The following is a 22,097-nucleotide window of genomic DNA, read 5'->3' as shown; positions in this document are numbered from 1 at the left end:
GTGCGGGCACGGCGGCGATGCCCGCTCGGGGCGGGTGCGTCGCCCGGTTCGCCGTCACTCGCCAGGGATTCACGTCTGCATGGTCATGAGCGGTGCGGTCCCTCCGGGCGCTCACTGCGAACGTCGCGCAGGCGACGGACGTAGCGGGCAGACACGGCACTTGGCCGACCGTCAGCGGGGCGGGGGCGAAGCCAGGGGGACCGCCGTCCAGCGGCGAGTGTGCTGCTCGGCGTCGCCTTAGGGATGGTGGACGTGGTGGTGGCGGTGCAACGGGCAGCGCCGGATGCTGACCCGCGGACTGTCCGACGGCGGTTTGCCGCGACCGCACCATTGAGGAAGCGATGCCGCGCGCGGCCTGTACATCCACGTTCCGGCCATGTCAGCGGCCGGCGGCGGGCAGTTCTTCTGGACGCGGCATCGCGGTAACGGCGGGGGCGACATAGCGTGGGCCCCGACGGGGGGAGGAGAGGCATCGCATCTGTCGGATGCTCTGCGACGGTGTGTGGCGGGTGCGCTCATCGGCCTGCGCGGTGGGGTCGCGATGGTGGCCTTTCGGAACTGCTGGCGGGAGCAGAGGTACTGACGGGGCATAGGCCGTGGCGTGCCGCTGCACGGTCGCCGGAGTCGGCCGCGAACAACCCCCCGCCTCATGGGGCGGGTCGGAAAGAGGAAGGCGCTGATGCATGGCTGCCCACAGGTCGCGTGAAGCGCCGAGCTCTCGCCCCGCCGCCAGGAGTCACGATGCGGAACCCCCTCGACCGATCCCCGCAGAGCACCGCAGGCCGACCGGACGCGGTGGGCGGGTGACCGGCCGGTCAGCGGCGCACGCGGTGCCGCCCCCGTCGCTGGGCGCATGGCTCGGGCTGATCGCGGCCCTCGCCGCCCTGATGGTCGTCGTGCTCGGGATCCTGTACGCCGGCCACAGCGAGCCCGGCCGGGTGGACGGGTGGATCATCCGGCCGACGGCGGACAGGGTGGGCCCGCCGTGGCGAGACGTCGCTCTGGCCGTCGACTTCCTGGGCGAGCCTGCGGGAGCGGCGGTACTGGTCGTGGCCACCGCAACGGGCTGCCTGCTGCTTCGGCGTCCTCGTGCCGCGGCGCTCATCATTGCCGGTACCGCCATGACCGTGGGCACGACGACGCTCCTCAAGCCCCTGGTGGCACGCACCATCCACGGTGACGACAACCTGTCCTATCCGAGCGGGCACACCGCCTTCCTCACCGCGCTCGCCCTCGTGGTCGCGCTGCTCGCGACCGGCCGACTCGGCCTCGGCAGAAAGACCGGCACGGTGGTGGTGCTCGCCGCGGCGCTGGTTGCGGGCGCCGCGATGGGATGGGCGCAGGTCGCCCTGGGCGCGCACTACCCGACGGACGCCCTCGGCGGCTGGTGCACCGCGCTGGCGGTGGTACCGGCGACCGCGTGGCTGGTCGACCGGATCGCCGACAGCCTGGCCGACCGGAGGGCCGACGCCGGTCAACGGGAGCCTCGCTGACGTCACGTCACGTCAAGCGGCGGAACACCGGCTTTACCGCTCGTCCTCCCAGCCAAGGCGTGGGGTCCGCGGCGTCAAGGGCCTTCCGGTACACCGCACATGCCTGGGCCACCACGTCGACGGTGTGATCGATGTCGTCGTCACTCAGCGCGCTGCTCACCACGAACGACGGGGCCAGCACCCCGCCCGCGAGGAGACGGCGCAGGAAGAGGGTGCGGTACCGCTGCGACGGCCGCCCGTTCTCATCGAGGGTGGCGAAGACCAGGTTGCTGGCCCGGCCACGGACGACGACATGGTCGCCGACACCCATGCCGGCCGCGGCCTCGGTGACGCCGGCGGCCAATCTCTCACCGAGGGCGTGCAGTTGCGCGGTGATCCCTTCTTCGACGTAGGTGGTCTGCACGGCCATCGCGGCTGCCAGGGAGTGCGTTTCCGCACCGTGCGTGGTGGACAGCAGAAAGACCCGGTCCTCGGAGTGGCGCAGCCCGCCGCGCTCCATCAGCTCGCGGCGCCCGGCCAACGCGGAGATGGCGAATCCGTTGCCCAGCGCCTTGCCGAACGTGGAGAGGTCCGGGACGACTCCGTACAGGCCCTGCGCTCCCGCCTCGGACCAGCGGAAGCCGGTGATCATCTCGTCGAAGACGAGTACACAGCCTTGCCGGTCGGCCAGTTGGCGCAGACCGGCGAGGTAACCGGGAGGCGGCTCGGTGTGGCCGGCGGGTTCGAGGATCAGACAGGCGACCTCACCCTGATACCGGGTGAGCAGTTCCTCCGTCGCGGCCAGGTCCCCGTAGGGGAACGCCACCGTGAGCTCGGTGGTCTCCGCCGGAATACCGGCGGACATCGGCGTGGAGCCGATGAACCAGTCATCGACGGAGAAGAACGGCTGGTCGCCGCAGACGGCCACCCGCGGGCGCCCGGTGGCCGCGCGGGCTAGCCGCACCGCGGCGGTGGTGGCGTCAGAGCCGTTCTTCGCGAACTTCACCATCTCGGCGGTCGGCACCGTGGCCAGGAAGCGTTCCGCGGCGTCGGCCTCCACGATGGACGGCCGGACGAAGTTGCTGCCACGGTCGATCTCCCGGCGCACCGCCTCGATCACGCGTGGGTGGGCGTGGCCGAGGCTGACCGACCGCAGGCCGGAACCGTACTCGATGTAGCGATTGCCGTCGACGTCCCACACATGGGCACCGCGGCCGTGGCTGATGACCGGAGCCAAGTCCTCGGGGTACTGGTCGTCGCCCTTGGCGTAGGTGTGCGCGCCTCCCGGAATCATGGCGTGCAGCCGCTCGTTCGCCGTCCGCGACCGGGGCAGTCGAAACTCTTCGGTGTCCACGACGACCTCAACTCTCTCTGTGCTTCAGGACCTCGGCGAGGCTCGGTGCCTCCCGGTCCCGCTGGGACATCGATGTGACCGGCAGCGGCCAGGAAATGGCGAGATCCGGGTCGTCGAAGGCGATCGTCACGTCCTCGGCCGGGTCGTGCGGACGGTCTATCCGGTACGAGGTGTCGGCGGTCTCGGTCAGCGACTGGAAGCCGTGCGCGCACCCCGCCGGGATGTACAGGGTCACCTGCGTGTCGCCGGACAGCTCGAAGGAGGCATGGTTGCGGTAGGTCGGCGAGTCCGCCCGCAGGTCCACGACGACGTCGAAGATCTGCCCGTACGAGCACCGCACCAGCTTGGCCTCGCCGGCGCCGGAGCGCAGATGCAGGCCGCGCAGCACGCCGCGGACCGAGCGGGACACACTGTCCTGGACGAAGGCGTTCGGATCGAGGCCCACCGAGCGGACCACGTCGGCGTCGAACGTGCGGCAGAAGAAGCCGCGCTCGTCGGCGTACGCCGTCGGCTCGAAGAGGTACGCGCCCGCGATCGCCGGGACTTCGGTCACCTTCACGGCGTCTCCTGGGTGCGGGCGTGCGCGAGATCGGCCGGCGGGAACAGGGCGGCCGTCAACGCGGTGAATTGGTCGTCGAGTTGGCGGGCAGCGATCAGGTTCCGCTCGGCGAGCGTGTGCCGCAGCTCCGCCGATCGCTTCTCCAGCGCCCTGAACTGCTCCAGCAGCCGGTCGGCGTCCACCTCGCGAGCCGGGTGGCAGTACGCGCCCAACCCCATCCGATCCATGAGCGCGTCGCTCTTCGCCGCATAGCTCAGCGCGAGCGTCGGGGTGCCGACCTTCAGCGCGCAGATCAGGTTGTGGTAGCGGGTCGCCACCACGGTGTCGGCAGCCGCCGTCTCCTTCATCAGGTCGGCCAGCGAAGCCGCCTCGGCAGCGGTGACCAGCGGCGAGTCCACCGCTTCGAGGATCGCGGAGACCACCGGCGCGTCGCATGCGTCGCCGGTGAGCAACCGGACCGGCCTGCCGTCCTCGACCAGCGCGCGGACGAACCGGGTCGTACCGTCGAGGTAGCGCCGGTGGATCTCCTCGGCCCGGGCGCGGTCGTCGTTGCCGCCGTGGAAGTCCATGACGCCGACGCAGACCAGCCCCGACGGGGCTGAGAGCTTGTCGGGTCCGCCTGCCGGTGCCGGCAGGGCGAACGCGAGGTCCGGGTAGACCTCGTCGCGCGCGGTGTCCACGCCCATGGCCCGCATCGCGTCGCGGGACAGGGTGTCCCGGTACGACCGGTAACCGGCCAGCCGCGCCGACCGGCGCACCAGGGCACGGGTCGGACGGTCGCCGATGGCGGCGGCGCCGACGCCGACCAGCGCGACCCGGGTGCCGAACATCCGGCCGGTCACGCAGAGCAGGAACAGCGAGTACGGGAAGCCCCACGGCCGCAGCGGCAGCGTGGCCTCCAGGACGCCCATGCCCGGCACGATCACCACGTCGTGCCGGCGTACCCAGGCGGCGGTGCGGACGGCGTCGACGAGTTTGCCGAGACCCTTCGCCACGACAGCGCCCGCACGTGCCGCGGTCCGGTACTCCCCGCGATACCAGTGCAGCCGCGTCGCGGGGATCCCGTACCGGGACGCCACGACCTCGGGTCCGCCGCAGAGCGCGTCCACCACCGCGTCCGGGTGCGCGGCGTGGAGGTACCCGAGCACCGCCTCCAGCGATCCGTCGTTGCCGAGGTTGCCGGAGCCGAGCAGTCCGAACACCCCGACGCGCACCGGGATTTCGTCCGCGGACGTCACGCTTTCCTCCCCTCACGCCCGGCGACGAGGGCGTCGACGGAGACGGTGCGGCGGCCCGGGTCGACAGGGGCGCGGTCCTCGACCCGCTCGCCGGCGCCCGGCCGGAACCGGCTGGTCATCCACGCGGCCAGGTGGCGGAAGCACGCGCGCCGGTCGGCCGGGGACAACGGCGCCCGCCGGATCGCCGCGGCGAACCCCCAGACGTACTCGGCGAGCAGCCGGGGTGTCGGGTGCAGCGGGCCTGCCCGGCGCGGGTCCAGATTGACGCACCGGGAGCGCTTGGACGGGTTGGCCCGCTCGGCGCGGGTGGGGTGGTCCCGGCGGAAGTACAGCAGCTCCGGCACCTGGTGGAAGGGCCCGTTCAGGACGATCTCGGCGACGAACGTGCGGTCCGCGTGGTGGTAGCTGTTGTGCGGCCTCACCCGGCGCAGCATGTCGGCACGCATCACCCCGTAGAAGTCGTCGCCACCGGGTTCGAACAGGAAGCTGCGGAAGCGCTCGGGCGCGTGCGGCGAGGCAGTGGCGAGCCCGTACTCGTACGGGACCTTCAGCTGTCCTTCGCCGTCGATGACCGCCTGGTCGGAGTGCGCGAGGATGACCTGCGGCCGCTCGTCCAGTGCCTCCACGCAGCGTCGCAGCAGGTCCCGGGCGTAGAGGTCGTCGTGCGAGGCCCACTTGAACAACTCGCCGCGGCACTCGGTGAACACGTAGTTGTGGTTGGGAGCGGCGCCGATGTTCCGCGGCAGCCGGATGTACCGGATGCGGGAGTCCTGCGCGGCGTACTCGCGGCAGATGTCCTCGGTCCCGTCAAAGGAGGCGTTGTCGGAGATGACCAGCTCGAAGTCCTGGTATGTCTGGCCGAGCAGGGCGTCGAGCGATTCGGCGAGGTACTCCTCGCCGTTGTACACGGGCAGGCCGATGCTCAGCCTGGGGTGGGCGGTCATGTCGTCCTCACTTCGGGGATGGTGTCCTGGTGGTGCTCGCGCAGGGCGGAACGCAGCTGGAGCCACCACACGGCGGAGCCGGCGAGGGTCGCGGCGGCGACGCCCCAGGCCGAGCCGACCGTGCCGCCGAGGGCAGCCCCGCCGAGCCCGCCCGCCACGTAGCAGGCGGAGGCGAAGAGCTGGCAGCGCAGGCTGCGGCGGGCCGCGGCGAGCGCGCGCAGCCCGGCCGCCGCGCCGGTGCCGAGGCCGGCGCACGCGACGCCGAGGGTGACCGGCACGATGAGCTGTGAGGCCAAGTGCCAGACGTCGCCGAGGACGAGTTCGCCGAGCCGGTCCGGCATCAGGAGCAGGGCCCCGCCCCAGAGCAGCGCGGCGGCGGCCTGCCCGCCCCCCAGCAGGAGGCAGAATCTGCCGAGGCGGTGCGGGGCCCGCCGCAGCACCCGTGCCGCCTCCGCGACCGTGACCAGTGAGAGGCCCATCAGCACGGCGAGGAACGGGCCGAGGAGGAGTTCGGCGCCCCGGACCGCGCCCACGGCGCCGACCCCGACGATCACGCCGAGCCCGTACGCACGCAGCTGGCCGGCACCGCTGAGGCTGACGTTCTCGACGAGGTACCGGTTGCCGAGGTCGCGTTGCTCGCGGAGCCAGGCGCGTGCTTGGGTCGTCCGGGGCCGGATGCCGGACTGGATGTATCCGTATCCCGCGGCCACGGTGGCGGACGCGCCCCAGGCGAGCACGAAGGCGGCCACGCTGCCCACGCGGGCCGCCACGACCAGGGCCGGGACGAGCGCGACGCCCCACACGAGGTCGTTGACGAAGGCCTTGCGCCCGAGGCCCGCGGCGAAGAACGAGTACCGCCAGGCGTCCTGGAGCAGCAGCCCCGGCAGCATGACGCCGAGACACACGAACGCGGGCCCCACACTGCCCCCGAGAGCAACACCGACCACCAGACACACGGCACCGATGGCGCCGCCGACGCCGAGCGCGGTACCCGACGACCGGGCCACCGCCCCGCGCCAGGACGCGTCCGACACACCGCTGAAGCGCACCACGAGCGGATCGGTGGCCAGGCCGCGAGACACGTTGAGCACCACGCCGTACGTCACCCAGGCGAGGCTGAACACGCCGAACGCTGTCACGCCCAGCGAGCGCGCCACGTAGATCCCCACCGCGAAGTTGCTGATGCTGGAGGCCGCCTGGTCGGCCAGTCCCCAGGACAGCCGCCCGGCGAAGGCACGCCGGGCGGACCCGGCTGCTGCCGTCGCCTTCTCCTCCTCGATGGTCATCCGCGTCATCACTTGATCAGACCGGCGCCGTGCAGGGCGTCGGTCGCGGCGGCGACGGTGTCGAACGGCAGCCCGGACCGCTCGGCGACCTCCAGCAGACCGTGCTCGCCGTCGGACAGGCTGAGCACCCAGAGCATGGCCATCTGCGCCTGCTGCGCGTCGCTGCGTCCGCCGAGTGAGTCGTACAACCCGCGCCGCCCCAACTGCGGTTCCCCGTAAGGACTCAGGTTGAGATACCGCCGGTTGCGGTCGAGGACGGCGAACGCCTCGCGGCAGACGGCGAGTGTGTCCGCCATCGCCGCGGGGGAGACGAAGTCCGGGTTGTCCGCCGAGGTGTGGTACTCGGGGTAGCCGGCGTACGGGGTCCGGCTGAGCGAGCCCACGCCCAGGTCGAACCCGGGCGAGCAGTACTGCCGCTCGTCGTAGCCGTACGGGGTGAACTCGGCGATGTGGTGCGGTCGTTCGGAGGCGGCGAGGACGTGTCGCATCACCTTGTCGATCTCCGCGTCGCCGCGTCTGCTCTGTTTGTACGTCAGCGAGCCCGAGTCGCCGGCGCAGGCCAGCACCAGGCCGTGCTTGACGCGCTCCACCCGCTCCGCGTTACGGGCCAGCCAGGTGATCGCCCCGATGGTGCCGGGCGCGTAGACGAACCGGTAGGTGTAGTACGGCGTCTCCTTAGCCAGCGCGCGGGCCAGGTACGTCGCCACCGCGATGCCCGCCAGGTTGTCGTTCGCCAGCGACGGGTGGCAGACGTGGCAGGAGACGATCACCTCGTCGGAGACCTGACCGGGGATCACGTGCTCGGCGTAGGTGAGATGGCCGTCCGCGAGGGTGGAGTCGATGCGTACCTCGTAGTCGCCGTCCGGCAGCGCGTCCAGGGTCTCCTGGGACAGGCAGAAACCCCACGCCGGCCGGTAGTAGCTCGTGCGGTACGGCACCCAGCCCGGGTGGTCCGGGAGGGTGTGCAGGTGTGCGCGCAGCTCGGCCAGCGGCATGATGCGCGACACCGGCACGCTGTAGCCGAGCACGTGCAGGCTGGACGCGGCGAAGTCGACGACCCGGTTGCCGGCGGCGTCGGCGATGTACGCGTCGCGGATGTTCCACTCCTGGGGCACCGTCCAGTCGAGCACCTGCGTCCCGGTCGGTACCTCGTGCACCTGAAGCGGGACGTACTCGCCGACGATGTCCAGGGTGGCGCGCACACCGTCGCCGGTGATGCTCCGGCACAGCGGGTAGAGCCGCTCCACCAGGGCGTGCATCTCTTCGCCGGTAGAGGTCATCGGCGCCACCGCAGGGTGTCGTCGACGGCGCCGGCCTCGGACGCCGCGCGCAGCACGGCGAGGCGAGTGAAACGCCGCTCGAAGTCCTCACGCGTGAGCCCGTGTCTCCGGTAGGCGTCGGCGAGTTCGAGGGCGCCCTGCTTCACCGTCCACTCGCAGTCGAAGCCGGGTATCGCGGCGCGGAACCGGGAGAAGTCCACGCGGTACGAACGCGGATCGGCGCCGTTCTCCCCGGTGATCTTCACCTGAGCGCCGGAGACCGCTTCGGCGACCTGATCGGCGATCTCGGCGACCGTGACGTTGTTGACCTCGCTGCCGATGTTGAACGCCCGGTCGTGCACCGCTTCGCGCGGCGCGGTCAGCGCGGCCGCGAAGGCCCGTGCGATGTCGGCGGCGTGGACCAGCGGACGCCAAGGGGTGCCGTCGGAGAGCACCAGCACCTGGCCGGACAGGAGGGCATGGCCCACCAGGTTGTTCAGCACGATGTCGGCGCGCAGCCGGGGCGAGAAACCGAAGGCGGTGGCGTTGCGCATGTACACCGGGCTGAAGTCCCCGTCGGACAGCGCATGCAGGTCGTCCTCCACCCGTACCTTCGACTCCGCGTACGGCGTCACCGGGCGCAACGGAGCGTCCTCACCGACCAGGTCGTCGCCGCCGGAGGCGCCGTAGACCGAGCAGGTCGACGCGTACAGGAAGCGCCGCACTCCGGCGTCGCGGGCCAGCCGGGCCAGGCGTACGGACGCGTGGTGGTTGATGTCGTAGGTGAGCTGCGGCGCCAGCGATCCCAGCGGGTCGTTGGACAGGGCGGCCAAGTGGATCACGGCGTCCACCCCGGCCACGTGGTCGGCGGTGACGTCGCGCAGGTCCACCCGGTGACCCATGGGGGCACCGCCCACAGGCGCGCCGGCGCCGACTGGGGGAGGGTCGGCCGGCGGCGGGCCCAGCACACAGTCGGCGAACAGGCCGGCGTCGAGCCCGACGACCTCGTGCCCGGCGGCGGTGAGAACCGGGGCCATGACGGTGCCCAGATAGCCCTGGTGGCCGGTCAGCAGTACGCGCAAGGTTCATTCCCCCAGCTCGAGAGTGAGTTTGGTGACGGCGAACGCCTCGGCGTAGCGCGCCTGGCATTCGATACCGCGGATCCGGGCCAGCCCGAGGAAGGCCTCCCGGTCGTACCAGGGCCGGTGCCGCTGCGAGGGGTAGTGCTCCTGCAGCAGCCGCACCTTCTCTTCGGCGATCTGCGGTGACAACGGCTGGTACGCCGACGGACGGCCGAGGTCGCCGTCCCACTTGACGATCTCGTAGCCGAGCACGAGGTGATCGCGGAACGCGGTGGGGATCAGCCGTGCCAGACCGCGGTGGTCCTGGTGCGCGTCATCGGTGCGCGGGGCCAGGATGAGATCCGGCTCGCTCCGTTGGCGCAGTTCCTCGACCGCGGCCTTGGCCTCCTCCCAGTACGCGGGCAGCCGGCCGTCCGGCAGCTTGTGCACGGTGAGCCGAAGGTCGGCGCCGGGGCAGAAGGCGGCCAGCGCGGCCTGCTCCTCCTGCTCCCGGTCGCTGCCGCCGCCGGTGAGCACCAGTGCGTCGACGCGGATGCCCGGCCGCGCGAGGCACATCATCAGCAGTGTGCCGCCGGCGCCGATGGCGATGTCGTCGCAGTGCGCGCCCACCGCCACGATCCGGTCCAGTGGTCCGGCGCCGAGCCGGATCATGTGGCCCTCACCCTGGCTTTCGCTCCCGCGCCGTCCCGTTCCCACACGGCCCACGGGCGGTCGCCCCGGGCGTAGGCGGCGTCGAGCGCGGCCCGCTCCTTCACGGTGTCGGTCGGTTTCCAGAAGCCGCGGTGCTGGTGCGCCACCAGCCTTCCGTGCTTGGCCAGTTGGGCGCATCCGTCGGCGACCAGGTCCCCGTTCTCCGGGATGTGGTCGAAGATCTCCTGGCGGAGCACGAAGTAGCCGCCGTTCTCCCACAGCGGCAGTTCGCTCACCGCGGTGATGCCTCCCACCAGGCCGTCCTCGCCCAGGTCCACGCAGTGGAAGGACGACTGAGGCGGCACCACCATCATCGACGCGCCGGCGTCACGCCCGGCGAACCGGTCGATCATCTGCGGCAGGGGTGCGTCGGTGAGCACGTCGGCGTAGTTGGCGAGGAACATCTCGTCGCCGTCGAGGTGGTGCCGCACCCGGCGCAGGCGCTCCCCGATCGGTGACTCGACGCCGGTCTGCGCGAACGTGATCGTCCAGTCCGAGATGTCGGTGGACAACAGCTCGGTGCGCCCGCCCCTGAGCACGAAGTCGTTGGACGCCGTCTCCTCGTAGTTGAGGAAGAAGTCCTTGATGTGGTGGGCCCCGTATCCGAGGCACAGGATGAACTCCGTGTGCCCGAAGTGCGCGTAGTAGCGCATGACGTGCCAGATCAGCGGCCGCGGTCCGACCATCGCCATCGGCTTGGGAACATCGTCGGGGGTTCCGTTGCGCATCCGCATCCCGTAACCGCCGCAGAATAGAACGACCTTCACGACGTGACCTCGACAATGCTCAGTTCCGGGATGGGGAAGACCAGCCGGCCGCCCCACTCGCCGATGAAGGACAGTTGCTCGACCAGCTCGGCCCGCAGGTTCCACGGGAGGACGAGGACGTAGTCCGGCCGGTCGACGGACATCTGATCGGGCGGCAGGATCGGTATGCGGGTGCCCGGGGTGAACCTGCCGTGCTTGTAGGGGTTGCGGTCGACCGTGTAGGGCAGCAGGTCGGGCCGGATACCGCAGTGGTTGAGCAGGGTGTTGCCCTTGCCCGGGGCGCCGTAGCCGACGACCGTCTCGCCGCGGTCGGCCGCCTCGATGAGGAACCGCAGAAGATCCCGTCGCACCTTGGCCACCCGGTCGGAGAACTCGGTGTACCCGGACAGCTCCTGGAGCCCGGCGGCCTTCTCCCGGGCCAGCACGTCGGCCACCCGGCCGGTCGGCTCGCCGGCCACCTCGGCCGGCCGGGCCCACAGCCGGATGGAGCCGCCGTGCGTGGGCAGCAACTCCACGTCCACGAGCGAGAGTCCGCCGCCGGCCAGTGCCCGGATCGCGGCCGCGACCGTGTAGTACTGGAAGTGCTCGTGATAGATCGTGTCGTACTGGTTGTCCTCGATCAGGGTCAGCAGATGCTGTACCTCGATGGAGACCCAGCCGTCGTCGGCGACCAGGGCGCGCAGCCCCTGGGTGAAGCCGACCACGTCGGGGATGTGCGCGTACACGTTGTTGGCCACGACCAGGTCGGCCGGTCCGTGCTCCTCGCGGACGGCGGTGCCGGTGGCCGGGTCCAGGAACGCCGTGAGGGTAGGCACACCCGCGTCCCGCGCCGCCTTGCCGACGTTCACCGACGGCTCGATGCCGAGGCAGCGGATCTCGCGGTCCACCACATGCCTCAGCAGGTACCCGTCGTTGCTCGCGACCTCGACCACGAAGGCGTCGGTGCCGAGACCCAGCCTCTGCACGGCGTCGGCGACGAACGTGCGCGCGTGCTCGACCCAGGAGGTCGAGAAGGAGGAGAAGTACGCGTACTCGCTGAACGTCTCTTCGGGCGTGATCAGTGGCGGTATCTGCGCCAGCCAGCAGTCGGTGCAGACCCGCAGGTGCAGCGGGTACGCCGGCTCCGGCCGGTCCAGTTGGTCCGCGGCGAGAAAGCTCTCACATGGTGGCGTCGCCCCGAGGTCGACGACGCTCGCCATCGCTTCCGAGCCGCAGAGTCGGCATCGTGTCATGTGCTGTCCCCATCCCCCCTGCTCGCGCGGGCGTTTCCGCCGCGCGTCAGCGCTGACCGTCCCGCGATCGCGGTGCGGTACTCCTCCAGCAGGCGCTCCAGGCCGACGGCCGGGCTGAACCCCTGCTCGTATCGGCGCCGGGCCGCCTGGCCCATGTCCCGGTTGCGGTCCGGCCCGGCCGCGATCCGGCGTATGCAGGACGCGAGCGAGGCGACCTCGCCCGGCCGGTGCAACAGGCCGGTCACGCCGTCCTCGACGAGTTCGACGAAGGCGCCGTGACCGGCCGCGACGATCGGGACCCCCGCGGCCATCGCCTCGACGACGACGAGGCCGAACGCCTCGAGCCACGTCGAGGGGGCCACCACCGCGACCGATCGCGCGATGGCCTCCCTGCACCGGGCCGTGTCGTACAGGCCGACGCAGCGCACGTCGTCCCGGCCCGCCGCCCAGGCGGTGACCTCGTGCTCCAGCGGTCCCGTGCCGGCGATCACGAGCGGCACGCCGACACCGCCGCTCGCTGCGATCTCGTCCCATGCGGCCATGAGCAGCCGTACGCCCTTGGCCTCCGCGAGCCGGCCCAGATACAGCAGATGGTCGCCTGCGCCCGATCGGCGGGCATCCGTGTCGGGGACGAAGTTGTGCTTCACCGCCAGCCGTTCGGCCGGCATACCGGCCCGCACCAGGACGTCGCGCTGCGCCGCGGAGATGCAGAAGAACCGCTCCACGCCGGACCACCACCGTCGCCGGTTGACCGACAGGCTGACCGCGAGCGGCACCGTCGCGAGGCGGGAGTTCCGGTAGCAGCCGTGCCGGACGGCGGGCAGCGGTGCCGCCGCCCCGACGCACTCGGTGCACGGCCGGCCGTCCCGCTGCAGCGTGCCCGGCGGGCAGATCTGAGTGTAGTTGTGCAGCGTGGCGACGGCGGGCACGCCGGCGTCGGCGCAGGCGGCCAGCACCGCGGGGGACAGGAGCGGGAAGACGTTGTGGACGTGCACCACGTCCGGCCGCTCGGTGCGCAGGCGGGCGGCGAGCTCCGCGCGGACCGCCGGGTTCCACGGCACGAGGAGCGGGACTGCGGCCTTGCCGAGCAGGGAGCGGGCGGCGATGTCGTCGCTGCGCCGCTCGAACACCTCTACCCGATGGCCGGCCGCGCGCAGTACCTCCACCTCCTGGTCGACGACCTTGTTCTCCCCGCTCGGCTGCGCCGAGGCGTAGCGGTTGTGCGCCACGAGAACGTGCATGGTCAGGTCGCCTCCGTTCTCCGGGCCCATCGCGGGATACGCCGTCGAGGGACGTGGGGCGGTGCGAGGGGGGCGGCCGTGGCAGGCGCCGCGAGCAGCGAGGCGGCCAGGGCCAGATGCAGCAGATACGGCGAGGCGTCGCCCAGGCCGGCCTCCGTGTACGACGCGATCGCGCAGTAGCTGATCAGGAAGATCGCGCAGGCCCTCTGCAGCGACGGTGGCCGCAGCAACGCGATGCCGCCGAGGACGATGATGATCGCCGCCACCAGGGTGACGCCGATCAGTCCCTGTTCCTGGTAGACGGCCAGCCAGCTGTTGTCGATCGGCAGCCCGCCGAACGACTTGTCGCCCAGGCCCATGCCGAACACCTTCTCCCCGGTCGTCCGGGGTTCGGACAGCAGGGCGTCCCAGACCTTGGCCCGGCCGGTGAGGCTGGCGAAGTTCTCCCTGGTCTGTCCGCGCAGGAACCACGCCTGGAGCAGGGAGGAGAACCCCACCGCGGCCACCGTGGCGCACAGTACCGCCCAGGTGAAGAAGCGGCGGGCCGTGGCGCTGGTGAGGAGGAGCGAGCCGATTGCCAGCACCAGCCCGACGAACAGGCCCAGCGTGGCCGTCCGGGTGTGGGTCAGTGCGAGCAGGACGAGTGCGGGCACGATGATCACCGACGCCCCGACCCTGTCGGTCCGGCGGCCCACCACCAGCAGCACGGTGAGCCCGATGATCACCGCGGCGTACTGTCCGATCTGCGGCGGGGTGAGCGGCCACAACGCGCCGACCAGCCGGCCGCCGTAGAGCTCGGGCAGGGCCGCGCCCGGTGAGATGAGCAGGCCGGCGGCCACCGACCCGAGCACCGCGAAGTACATCCGGACGTGATGCCGGACGAACGTCAGGCCACCGTCCCACCAGCGGCTGAGCAGCCACAGTGTGCCGACGAAGAGAGCCAGCCGGGCACAGCGGAACAGCGCACCGAACCCGGACTCCGGGTTCGCGCTGGAGATCACGCTCGTCACCAGGAGCAGGGTGAGCAGGGACACGTACGCACTGGCCCGGATGCGCAGCCGGAGATTGACGGCGAGGGCCAGCGTGAACGCGGCGACCAGCGCGCCCATGGTGACCATCTGGATGAGGGACCGGGGCAGCGGGACGATGGTCTTCGCCCCGGCGGAGCCGAGCGTGTTGAGGACCAGGAGCCCCCAGACCGTCCCGACGATCCTCGGGGAGCCGGAAGGGCGCGGTTCGGTGCCGTTCTGCTTGTCCGCCGTGTCCGGTCCGTCCGGCAGCCCACCGCGTTGCAGGTTCTGGGCCACCTCAACCACCGGCCCGTGGGTCGAGGGTGCTGCCCGCGTCCTGCTCGTACGGCACGCCCTGCCAGCGCACGAAGTCGAGCACCTGGCTCGGGTCGTGGGCGACGAATGTCCATGGTCCGACGTAGACGTTGTCGCGCCAGCGGTTGTGCTGCGTGCGCGTGATCGCTTCGGAGACCCGCTCGCCCCGGTACGGCGACCAGTCCGGATAGGTGCCGTAGTTGGCGAGGACCGCCATGCGGTCGCACTGCGCCGTGCACTTGACGACGGCCTTGTCCAGCACGAAGCGGTTGTCGTGGATGTCCACCCGCTGGGTCTTCCACCGGCAGTCGGCGTACAGCGGTGCTCTGGCGATGGCCGGCTTCGCGCAGCGGTCGATATCGGGAACCAGCAGGGTGCACTCACCTGATGAGGTGTTGGCCGGGCTGTTGCAGAAGCGGTCGGCGTTCTCCCACAGGGTGATCCCGGACCAGTTGTTCTCCAGAACGTTCCGATAGATCTCGATCTTGTCGGTGCGGGCTCTGATCCGTGGTTCGCCGCCGGATTCGGACACGTAGACGGTCGCGAACGGGAAGGTGTCGCCGCGGTCGGCCTCCGCGCGGCCCTCGACCCAGTTGTTCCGCCGGATCGTGTTGCCCCGGATGACCGCGTTGTAGCTGGTCTCGTAGATCAGCGCGGCACCGTCGTTGCCCTCGATCAGGTTGTTCTCGATACGGAAGTCGTTGTTGTTGGTGTCCGCCCACAACCCTGTCCCACGGTTGTCGTGCACCCAGTTGCCACGCACATCGGCGCCGTTGACGGCCCAGAACTTGATGCCTCCGGTGCAGCCGCAGCCTTCCCGCCGTCGCTCCCAGTCGTCGGTGTTGTTGCCCGTGATCTCGTTGCCCTCGACCACCAGGCCGCTGATGGGGCCGCTGCCCTTGTACGCGTTCATTCCGTACTGTCCGTTGCCGCGCAGGCAGCTGGCGCGGACCTGCTGGCGGGCACCGGCCATCAGCCCGGCACCGGAGTTGTCCCGGATCGTCGCGTGCTCGATCACCCACCCGTCGGCCGAGTCATGGTTGACCACGCCCTCGTCCAGCGGCGCGACGAAACGCTGCACGGTCAGATGGCGGATGGTGACGTCGCGGGCTTTGCCGCCGAACGCGTACTGGTTCTTCTTCCCGCCGTCGAGCACCGCGCCCGGCGCACCGAGGTAACGGTTCCCCTCCTTGGGAACGACTTGGGCGAACCGGTCCGGACCGAGCGTGTGCTTGCCCGGTCGAAGCCAGAACGTGGTGCCGGGAGGGTTGCTCGCGGTCTTCGCCGCCAGGTCGCCGACCACCCCGGCGTCGACGCTGACCGCGCCCGCCGGCGCACCCGTCGGCCCGGCCTCCGGGTCGGCGCACACCCGCGCGACGGCCCTGGACGACGGGGCAGGGGTCGGCTTCGCCCCGGCGTCCGACGTGCTGTCACAGCCGGTCGCCAGCAGAGCCAGGGCCAGCGGTGCCGCCGCCCACGCCGAGTGCCGCCTCGTGAATCCCACGTGCCCGCCTAGCCGTGGAACCTGAGCACGGTGGTGAACTGCACCAGCAGCGCGGCGGCGTCGGCGGGGCCGGTGCCGACCAGCGTGGTGGTGGGTTCCTTGCGCCCGAATCCGGGGGAGTACCAGCCCAGCGGCGGGTCCATCTCGCCGCGATGCGCACGCCAGTTCAGTTCTCCGGGCAGGTCGAGCTCCGCGGAGCGTTCCTCGCCGTCCCGGGTCCAGGTGAGCATGGCCCGGCTTCCCGCCAGGTCCGCGGCGATCGCCGGGCCGAGGTGGAACGCCAGCTGCATGGCCCGGTTCGGACCGCGCACCTCGTCGACCACTCTCAGCTCCCGGCTCGTGGCCTTCAGTTCCACCCGGCGGCGGTGCACCGAGCCCTGGTAGCCGTCGTGTTCGGCGCCCCAGCGGGCCGTCCCCCCGTCGTCGGCGGCGGAGGTGTCCGCGACCAGGACGCGGCTGCGGGCATGCCGGGTCCACAGGAACGGGCCGCCGGAGACAGACTGGTCAACGCCGTCCAGTTGCAGGGTGTTGTGGGCGAGGGTCGACCGGAAGTACTGCCGCCACTCGGGCTGCCCGTGGTAGCAGTACGTCCCCGGGTCGGCGAGCACGTCGACACCGTCGTGCCGTACCTCCACGGACAGCGCGTCCGCGTGGGCGTGGGCGGCGATGGACAGGAAGCCGTGCGGACCGCCGTCGCAGCGGCACCAGATCTCCTCCGGACCACGCAGGATGGTCATGCCCGCGTCGGCGAAATGAGCCGGCCGGCTCTCCGGGCGCGTCACCTCCGGTGCGGTTGCCTCGGCCGAGTACGGCCGGATGAGAGCGGCCAGCAGCGTGGTGCGCACATCGGTGCCGGTCACCACCGGCCACCAGGCGAGCCGGCCGAACACGGCGTCTCCGGTGGCCAGCAGGGAGGCCCAGCGGTCGGTGCCCGCACCGTCCACGATCAGACCGTGACCGTCGTCCGCGTCACCCTGGCGCGGCGGCCGCAACCGGTTGTCCACGACGGCCGCGAGCGCGTCGGTCATCCGCAGCAGTACCAGCCGAATGGATGCGGGGACCGGCGTGTCGGCGGCGTCCGCCTCGGCCACGGCGGCCAGGCCGAGCTCCAGCACCAGTCCGTGGTACTCGGTGGCCAGCTCACGGTTGAGGCCGGAGTCGAAGGTGTTGCCGCGCAGATGCCGCTCCAGCGACCGCAGCGCGTCGGCTCGCCAGCGCGCCGAGGAGGGGAACCAGCCGAACGCGCAGGCGGCGGCGAACTGCCCGGCGGCCTCGGCGATGACGTGGTTGTTCGCCGACGATCCCCGGCTGGGGAAGGCGGCCAGCCAGCGCTGGTGGTGCCAGATCTGGTTCAGCGCCACCGGGTTGTCCTCGAACAGCCCCGCCACGCCCGGCCAGCCGTCGAGCAGCCGGCGGATCCACACCCAGGACAGCAGCCGGATCCCCAGCTCGATGCCGCTGATCCAGTGCACTCCGTGGAGCGGTGCGTTGGCCGCCCACCACAACCGCAGATGCTCGGCGACCCGCTCGGCGTACCGCTCGTCCCCGGTGATCGCGTAGGCGGCGGCGAGCACGGTGAGGTACTGATGCCGGGACGGCTCCCAGATCTGCTTGATGTCCCCGACCGCGTCCTCGTTGCGGTACGGCACGTCGAAGGCGTAGCCCCACGGAGCCCGGCGGCCGGTCTTCGGGTCCTGCCACCAGTCCGGATCGACCAGGTCGTCACGGACCACGCCGAAATACTCGACGTGCCCCGCCAGCAGCCGGTCCGCCTCGGCGATGAGACGTTTCGCGGCGTCCGGTGGCACCGCGGCGAACGTCCCGGCGGGCAGCACCGCGGTGAACCGGGCGCCGGTCACGCGCGGGCAGTTGGGCGGCGCCGACCGCCACCGCCGTCTGCGCACCGCGTCGCCCGCCCGGCCGCCGACCTCCCGCGGCCCCATCCGGGACAGGCGCCGCAGGTACCAACCCGCACTCCCCGAGCTCACCGTCATCGCGCGCTCGCCAACGTCACCGGCGCGCCGCCGGCCAGGGCTGCCTGTACGGCGAAAGTGGCCGCGGTGGTGGCGACCAGCGAATCCAGCGGCACCGGCATCGGTCCACCGGTCCGCACGGCCCTGACGAACGCGGCCAGTTCGGCCTCCTGACCCTTGTCCCGAGCCTTGGGCAGCCGCGAACTGACCCACCGCTTGCGGCCGGCCCCGCCGCCGTCTGCGAACAGCGAGGCGCGGACGAAGTCGTCCAGCCGCAGCACCTTGCCGTCCGCGATCAGGTCCAGCGTCTCCTTGGGGAAGCCGGCCGCTCCGGTGGTGACATAGCTGATGGTCGCGGTGGATCCGTCCGGGTAGCGCAGCACGACCTGGAGGTCCTCGTTGCCGGACGGGGCGACCGCGTACACCGAGACCGGGTCGGCCTCCAGCAGCCAGCTCGCGGTGTCGATGAAGTGTCCGCCCTCGCCCGCGAACCGCGAGCCCTCCGTACCCTGTTGGAGGTACCAGCTGCCGTGTCCGAGGCGGCCCGCGTTGACCAGGTAGCGCAGGCTCGCCGGACCGCTCCGGGCGCCGAACCGCCTCTTGGCCTCTTGGAGCAGCGGCGCGAACCGTCGGTTGAAGCCCACCTGCAGCCGGTCGTTGCCGGACTCCTCGACAGCCGCGAGCACGTCTGCCAGGTCCTTCTCGGTGAGCGCCAGGGGCTTCTCCACGAACACCGCCTTGCCGGCCAGCAGTGCCCGTCGGGTCAGTTCGGCGTGCGAGCTGTGGCGGGTGACCACGAACACCGCGTCGATGGCCTTGTCGCCGAGCACGGCGTCGAGATCGGTGGTCGCCTCGGCGAAGCCGAACTTCCGCTGGGCGTTCGCTGCGGACAGTGCCGTCGTGGTGACGACGGTCGACAACTCGACTCCGTCGCGCTGGGCCAGGTGGGGCAGCAGCATCGACGTCGCATAGTTGCCCGCGCCGACGAACGCGAGGCGCACCGGTGACCTGGCGGCCACGGCCCGGGTGGACGCCGGGCCGCCGCGCGGCTGCACCGCGGGCACGGTCAGCGCCGGGGCCGCTGCCTCGCTCGCGTGCTCGGGGTAGCGGAACAGCACGGCCACCGCCTTGAGTTCGCCGTCCTTCAGGCTCTGGTACGTCTCCACCGCCTGGTCGAAGTCGGCGATGTGGGAGACCAGCGGCTCCACGTCGACGCTGCCGCGGGCGACGAGGTCGAGGAAGCACGCCAGGTTCCGGCGCTCGGTCCAGCGCACATAGCCGATCGGGTAGTCCCGCCCGTCGAGCTCGTACTCCGGGTCGTAGCGCCCGGGGCCGTAACTGCGGGAGAACCGGACGTCGAGTTCCTTCTCGTAGTACGCGTTCCACGGCAGGTCGAGGCGGCACTTGCCGATGTCCACGACCCGGCCGCGGTCCCGGCACAGCCGCGCGGCCAGCTCGACGGGCTGGTTGCTGCCACCGCCGGCGGCCAGGTACACCTGGTCCACGCCGTGACCGTCGGTGAGTTCGACGACGGAGTTCTCCACGACCGCGGAGGCGGGATCGCCGCAAGCCGCCGCGCCCAGACGCTCGGCGAGTTCGCGGCGCGCCGGGTCGGGGTCGGCCCCGACCACGCGGACTCCCGAAGCGGCCAGAAGCTGCACCACCAGCTGCCCGATCAGGCCGAGACCGATGACCAGCGCCACTTCGCCGAGCCGCGACTCGCCCTGGCGAACACCCTGCATCGCGATCGACCCGACCGTGCCGAAGGCCGCGTGCCGCGGATCCAGTCCGTCCGGCACCGGAGCGTAGAGGTTCTTCGGCACCCAGTTCAGCTCGGCGTGCAACGCGTGCTCGTTGCCCGCGCAGGCCACGAGATCGCCGACCTTCACGTCGTCGATGCCGGCGCCGACCTGCTCGACCACCCCGCACAGCGAGTAGCCCAGGGGTGTGTACGAGTCCAGCTTGCCCATCACCTTGCGGTAGGTGGCGGGCACCCCGTTGGTGGCCACGCTCTGCATGACCTTGGCCACCTGGTCCGGGCGGGAGCGGGCCTTGCCCAGCATCGACATGCCGGCCTCGGACACCTTCATGAGCTCGGTCCCGGTGGATATCAGCGAGTAGGCGCTGCGGACCAGCACCCCGCCCGGCTTGCACCCCGGCACCGGCACGTCGAGCACCGCCAGCTCGCCGCTCTTGTAGTTCTGTACAACCTGCTTCACCCGTACTCCTCTGATTCCTAAGCCGTGTACCGAGTGCTCTGGCCGGACCCGGAGGTCGCGTCGCGATACCAGTACTCGAGGGTCAGCACATGCCACAGATGCTTGGAGAAGTCCTGCCGTCCGGCGGCGTCCTCGGCGGCCATGCGCGCCAGCGCGTCACGGCGCAGGAGCCCGGAGTTGACGAGCACTCCGTCGTGGATCACCTCGCGCACCAGCGGTGCCAGATCCCGGCTCATCCAGGCGCGCAGCGGCGCGCTGAACAGGCCCTTGGGCCGGTACACGACCTCCCGCGGCAGGACCGAGGAGGCCGCCTCCTTGAGGACGGCCTTGCCCTGCCGCCCGACGATCTTGCGTTCGCCCGGCACCGCGAACGCCGCCTCGACGACCTCGACGTCGACATACGGAACCCGCACCTCGGTCGACGCGGCCATGCTGGAGCGGTCCGTGTAGGCGAGGTTCAGTCCCGGCAGGAACATCCGGGCGTCGCCCAGGCACATGCGGTTGACGAAGTCGTCGAGGTCGTTGTCCTGGTAGATGTCAGCGTGCTCGGTCAGCACGTCATCGACCGTCCCGGCCAGATCCGGATCGACCAGAGCGAGCAGCTCGTCCTGGTCGTACATCGTGTAGCTGCGCCGGAACGCGGTCTCCTCCGGCAGATCGGCGAAGGAGAGGAACCGCTTGGCGAAGCGCACCGACCGGTAGCCCCGGCGGGCCGAGGCGACCGGCAGCCTGTCCGCAACCGCGGACACTCCGTGCCGCAGCGGCTGCGGGACGCGCTGGTACCGCAGCGCGAGCAGATTGGCCAGGTGCTTGCGGTACCCGGCGAACAGCTCGTCGGCGCCCATCCCGGAGAGCATCACCTTGACCCCGGCCTCCCGGGCGGCCGAACAGATCAGGAAGGTGTTGATCGCGGCGGGGTCACCGATCGGCTCGTCCAGGTGGTACGTCATCTGCGGCAGCAGGTCGAGCACGTTCGGAGCGATCTCGATCTCGTGCAGATCGACGCCGAACCGGTCGGCCACCTGCCGGGCATACCGGAGGTCGTCCGGCATCGCCTCGAATTTGGCGTCCTCGGCGCGGAACCCGATCGTGTAGGCGGAGATCCCGGGTTGGTGGCGGGCCGCCAGCGCGGTCAGGTAGCTGGAGTCGAGACCGCCGGAGAGGAACGTCGCCACGGGTACGTCGGAGAGCAGATGACGCCGGGTCGAGTCCTCGACGACGGCGGCCAGGTCCGGTCGCTCGCCGGCCAGGGCCCGTTCCCGGCCCTCGGCGGCGACGTCCTTCAGATGCCAGAACCGGCCGCGCTCCACCCGGCCGTCGGGCCGGCACCTCAGCCAGCTTCCCGGTGGCAGCTTCTCCGCTTCGCGGAAAGCGCACCGCGAATCCGGTACCCAGTAGTACAGCAGCGAGGCCACCAGCGCCGCATGGTCCACCTCCAGCGACCCGCCGGTCGCGGCGGCGAGCGCCTTGAGCTCGGATGCGAACATCAGCCCCTCGCCGCGCCGGAGCATGAACAGCGGCTTGATGCCGAGCTGGTCGCGGGCGAGCACCAGGTCACCGGTGCGCTCGTCGAAGATCCCCAACGCGAACATGCCGCGCAGCCGCGGCAGGCAGTCCGTGCCCCAGCGCCGCCACGCCTCCAGGAGCACCTCGGTGTCGGAGGTGCCGCGAAAGCGCACCCCCTCGGACTGCAGCTCGGCCCGCAGCTCGGGCGCGTTGTACAGCTCGCCGTTGTACGTCAGGGCGAGGCCGTCCGAGACCATCGGCTGGGCGCCGGTCTCGGACAGGTCGATGATGGCCAGCCGGCGGTGCCCGAGGTGCACTTCGCCGTCACCGAGGGTGTGGCTGTAGCGGCCCGCCCCGTCGGGACCGCGGTGGGCGAGGGTGTCGGTGAGCCGGTCGGTGACGACCTTTCCGTCGGGCCATCGGTACGTGCCTGCGATGCCACACAT

The 22,097-nt window shown here is 71.3% G+C and carries 17 protein-coding genes; 1 reads left to right on the top strand and 16 read right to left on the bottom strand.

Translation table 11 applies throughout. From position 1 onward, the window contains the following. Positions 1-803: 803 nt before the first annotated feature. The gene (locus ABTX78_RS30885; protein WP_352210084.1) at positions 804-1,493 is read left to right on the top strand and encodes a phosphatase PAP2 family protein; all 690 of its coding nucleotides are present in this window, start codon (positions 804-806) and stop codon (positions 1,491-1,493) included. A gap of 7 nt (positions 1,494-1,500) precedes the next feature. Here the strand turns inward: ABTX78_RS30885 and ABTX78_RS30880 are convergent, their stop codons facing one another. The 16 genes from ABTX78_RS30880 to asnB are packed head-to-tail and all read right to left on the bottom strand — an operon-like array spanning position 1,501 to position 22,097. Beyond that, positions 1,501-2,826, bottom strand: coding sequence for a glutamate-1-semialdehyde 2,1-aminomutase (locus ABTX78_RS30880; RefSeq protein ID WP_352210083.1), 1,326 nt, complete (start codon positions 2,824-2,826; stop codon positions 1,501-1,503). Positions 2,827-2,833: 7 nt separating this feature from the next. Next, entirely contained in the window at positions 2,834-3,385 is a 552-nt protein-coding gene (gene rfbC / locus ABTX78_RS30875) for a dTDP-4-dehydrorhamnose 3,5-epimerase (RefSeq protein WP_352210082.1), read from the bottom strand. Then, positions 3,382-4,623, bottom strand: a complete 1,242-nt coding sequence (locus ABTX78_RS30870) for a polysaccharide pyruvyl transferase family protein (protein WP_352210081.1) — start codon at positions 4,621-4,623, stop codon at positions 3,382-3,384. Before ABTX78_RS30870 ends, rfbC begins: the two co-directional genes overlap by 4 nt. Continuing rightward, complete coding sequence (locus ABTX78_RS30865; protein WP_352210080.1) at positions 4,620-5,567, bottom strand: glycosyltransferase family 2 protein; 948 nt, start codon at positions 5,565-5,567, stop codon at positions 4,620-4,622. Before ABTX78_RS30865 ends, ABTX78_RS30870 begins: the two co-directional genes overlap by 4 nt. Further along, complete coding sequence (locus ABTX78_RS30860; RefSeq protein WP_502994010.1) at positions 5,564-6,862, bottom strand: hypothetical protein; 1,299 nt, start codon at positions 6,860-6,862, stop codon at positions 5,564-5,566. The genes ABTX78_RS30865 and ABTX78_RS30860 overlap by 4 nt, the downstream gene beginning before the upstream one ends. Beyond that, on the bottom strand, positions 6,862-8,142 hold the full coding sequence (locus tag ABTX78_RS30855; protein WP_352210079.1) for a DUF4910 domain-containing protein: 1,281 nt from the start codon (positions 8,140-8,142) through the stop codon (positions 6,862-6,864). The genes ABTX78_RS30860 and ABTX78_RS30855 overlap by 1 nt, the downstream gene beginning before the upstream one ends. Beyond that, positions 8,130-9,194, bottom strand: coding sequence for an NAD-dependent epimerase/dehydratase family protein (locus ABTX78_RS30850; RefSeq protein ID WP_352210078.1), 1,065 nt, complete (start codon positions 9,192-9,194; stop codon positions 8,130-8,132). The genes ABTX78_RS30855 and ABTX78_RS30850 overlap by 13 nt, the downstream gene beginning before the upstream one ends. Before the next feature lie 3 nt (positions 9,195-9,197). After that, positions 9,198-9,845 (bottom strand): PIG-L deacetylase family protein, encoded by a 648-nt coding sequence (locus ABTX78_RS30845; protein ID WP_352210077.1) that lies wholly within the window; start codon positions 9,843-9,845, stop codon positions 9,198-9,200. Beyond that, positions 9,842-10,651, bottom strand: coding sequence for a glycosyltransferase family protein (locus ABTX78_RS30840; protein ID WP_352210076.1), 810 nt, complete (start codon positions 10,649-10,651; stop codon positions 9,842-9,844). Before ABTX78_RS30840 ends, ABTX78_RS30845 begins: the two co-directional genes overlap by 4 nt. Next, a complete protein-coding gene (locus ABTX78_RS30835) occupies positions 10,648-11,883 on the bottom strand; it encodes a class I SAM-dependent methyltransferase (RefSeq protein WP_352210075.1) in 1,236 nt (411 codons plus the stop codon). The genes ABTX78_RS30840 and ABTX78_RS30835 overlap by 4 nt, the downstream gene beginning before the upstream one ends. Further along, a complete protein-coding gene (locus tag ABTX78_RS30830; protein WP_352210074.1) occupies positions 11,880-13,124 on the bottom strand; it encodes a glycosyltransferase in 1,245 nt (414 codons plus the stop codon). The genes ABTX78_RS30835 and ABTX78_RS30830 overlap by 4 nt, the downstream gene beginning before the upstream one ends. A gap of 2 nt (positions 13,125-13,126) precedes the next feature. Continuing rightward, entirely contained in the window at positions 13,127-14,431 is a 1,305-nt protein-coding gene (locus tag ABTX78_RS30825; protein ID WP_352210073.1) for an O-antigen ligase family protein, read from the bottom strand. 1 nt (position 14,432) lies between these two features. Further along, a complete protein-coding gene (locus ABTX78_RS30820) occupies positions 14,433-15,953 on the bottom strand; it encodes a right-handed parallel beta-helix repeat-containing protein (RefSeq protein ID WP_352210072.1) in 1,521 nt (506 codons plus the stop codon). 8 nt (positions 15,954-15,961) lie between these two features. After that, entirely contained in the window at positions 15,962-17,947 is a 1,986-nt protein-coding gene (locus ABTX78_RS30815; protein WP_352210071.1) for a heparinase II/III family protein, read from the bottom strand. Continuing rightward, positions 17,944-20,145, bottom strand: a complete 2,202-nt coding sequence (locus ABTX78_RS30810) for a bi-domain-containing oxidoreductase (RefSeq protein WP_352210070.1) — start codon at positions 20,143-20,145, stop codon at positions 17,944-17,946. Before ABTX78_RS30810 ends, ABTX78_RS30815 begins: the two co-directional genes overlap by 4 nt. 17 nt (positions 20,146-20,162) lie before the next feature. Continuing rightward, the gene (gene asnB, locus ABTX78_RS30805; protein ID WP_352210069.1) at positions 20,163-22,097 is read right to left on the bottom strand and encodes an asparagine synthase (glutamine-hydrolyzing); all 1,935 of its coding nucleotides are present in this window, start codon (positions 22,095-22,097) and stop codon (positions 20,163-20,165) included.

Origin of the sequence: Streptomyces sp. NPDC096193 (genome assembly GCF_040302905.1) — a bacterium.
Lineage (GTDB): Bacteria > Actinomycetota > Actinomycetes > Streptomycetales > Streptomycetaceae > Streptomyces.
This window is presented reverse-complemented; position numbering and strand designations above follow the sequence as displayed.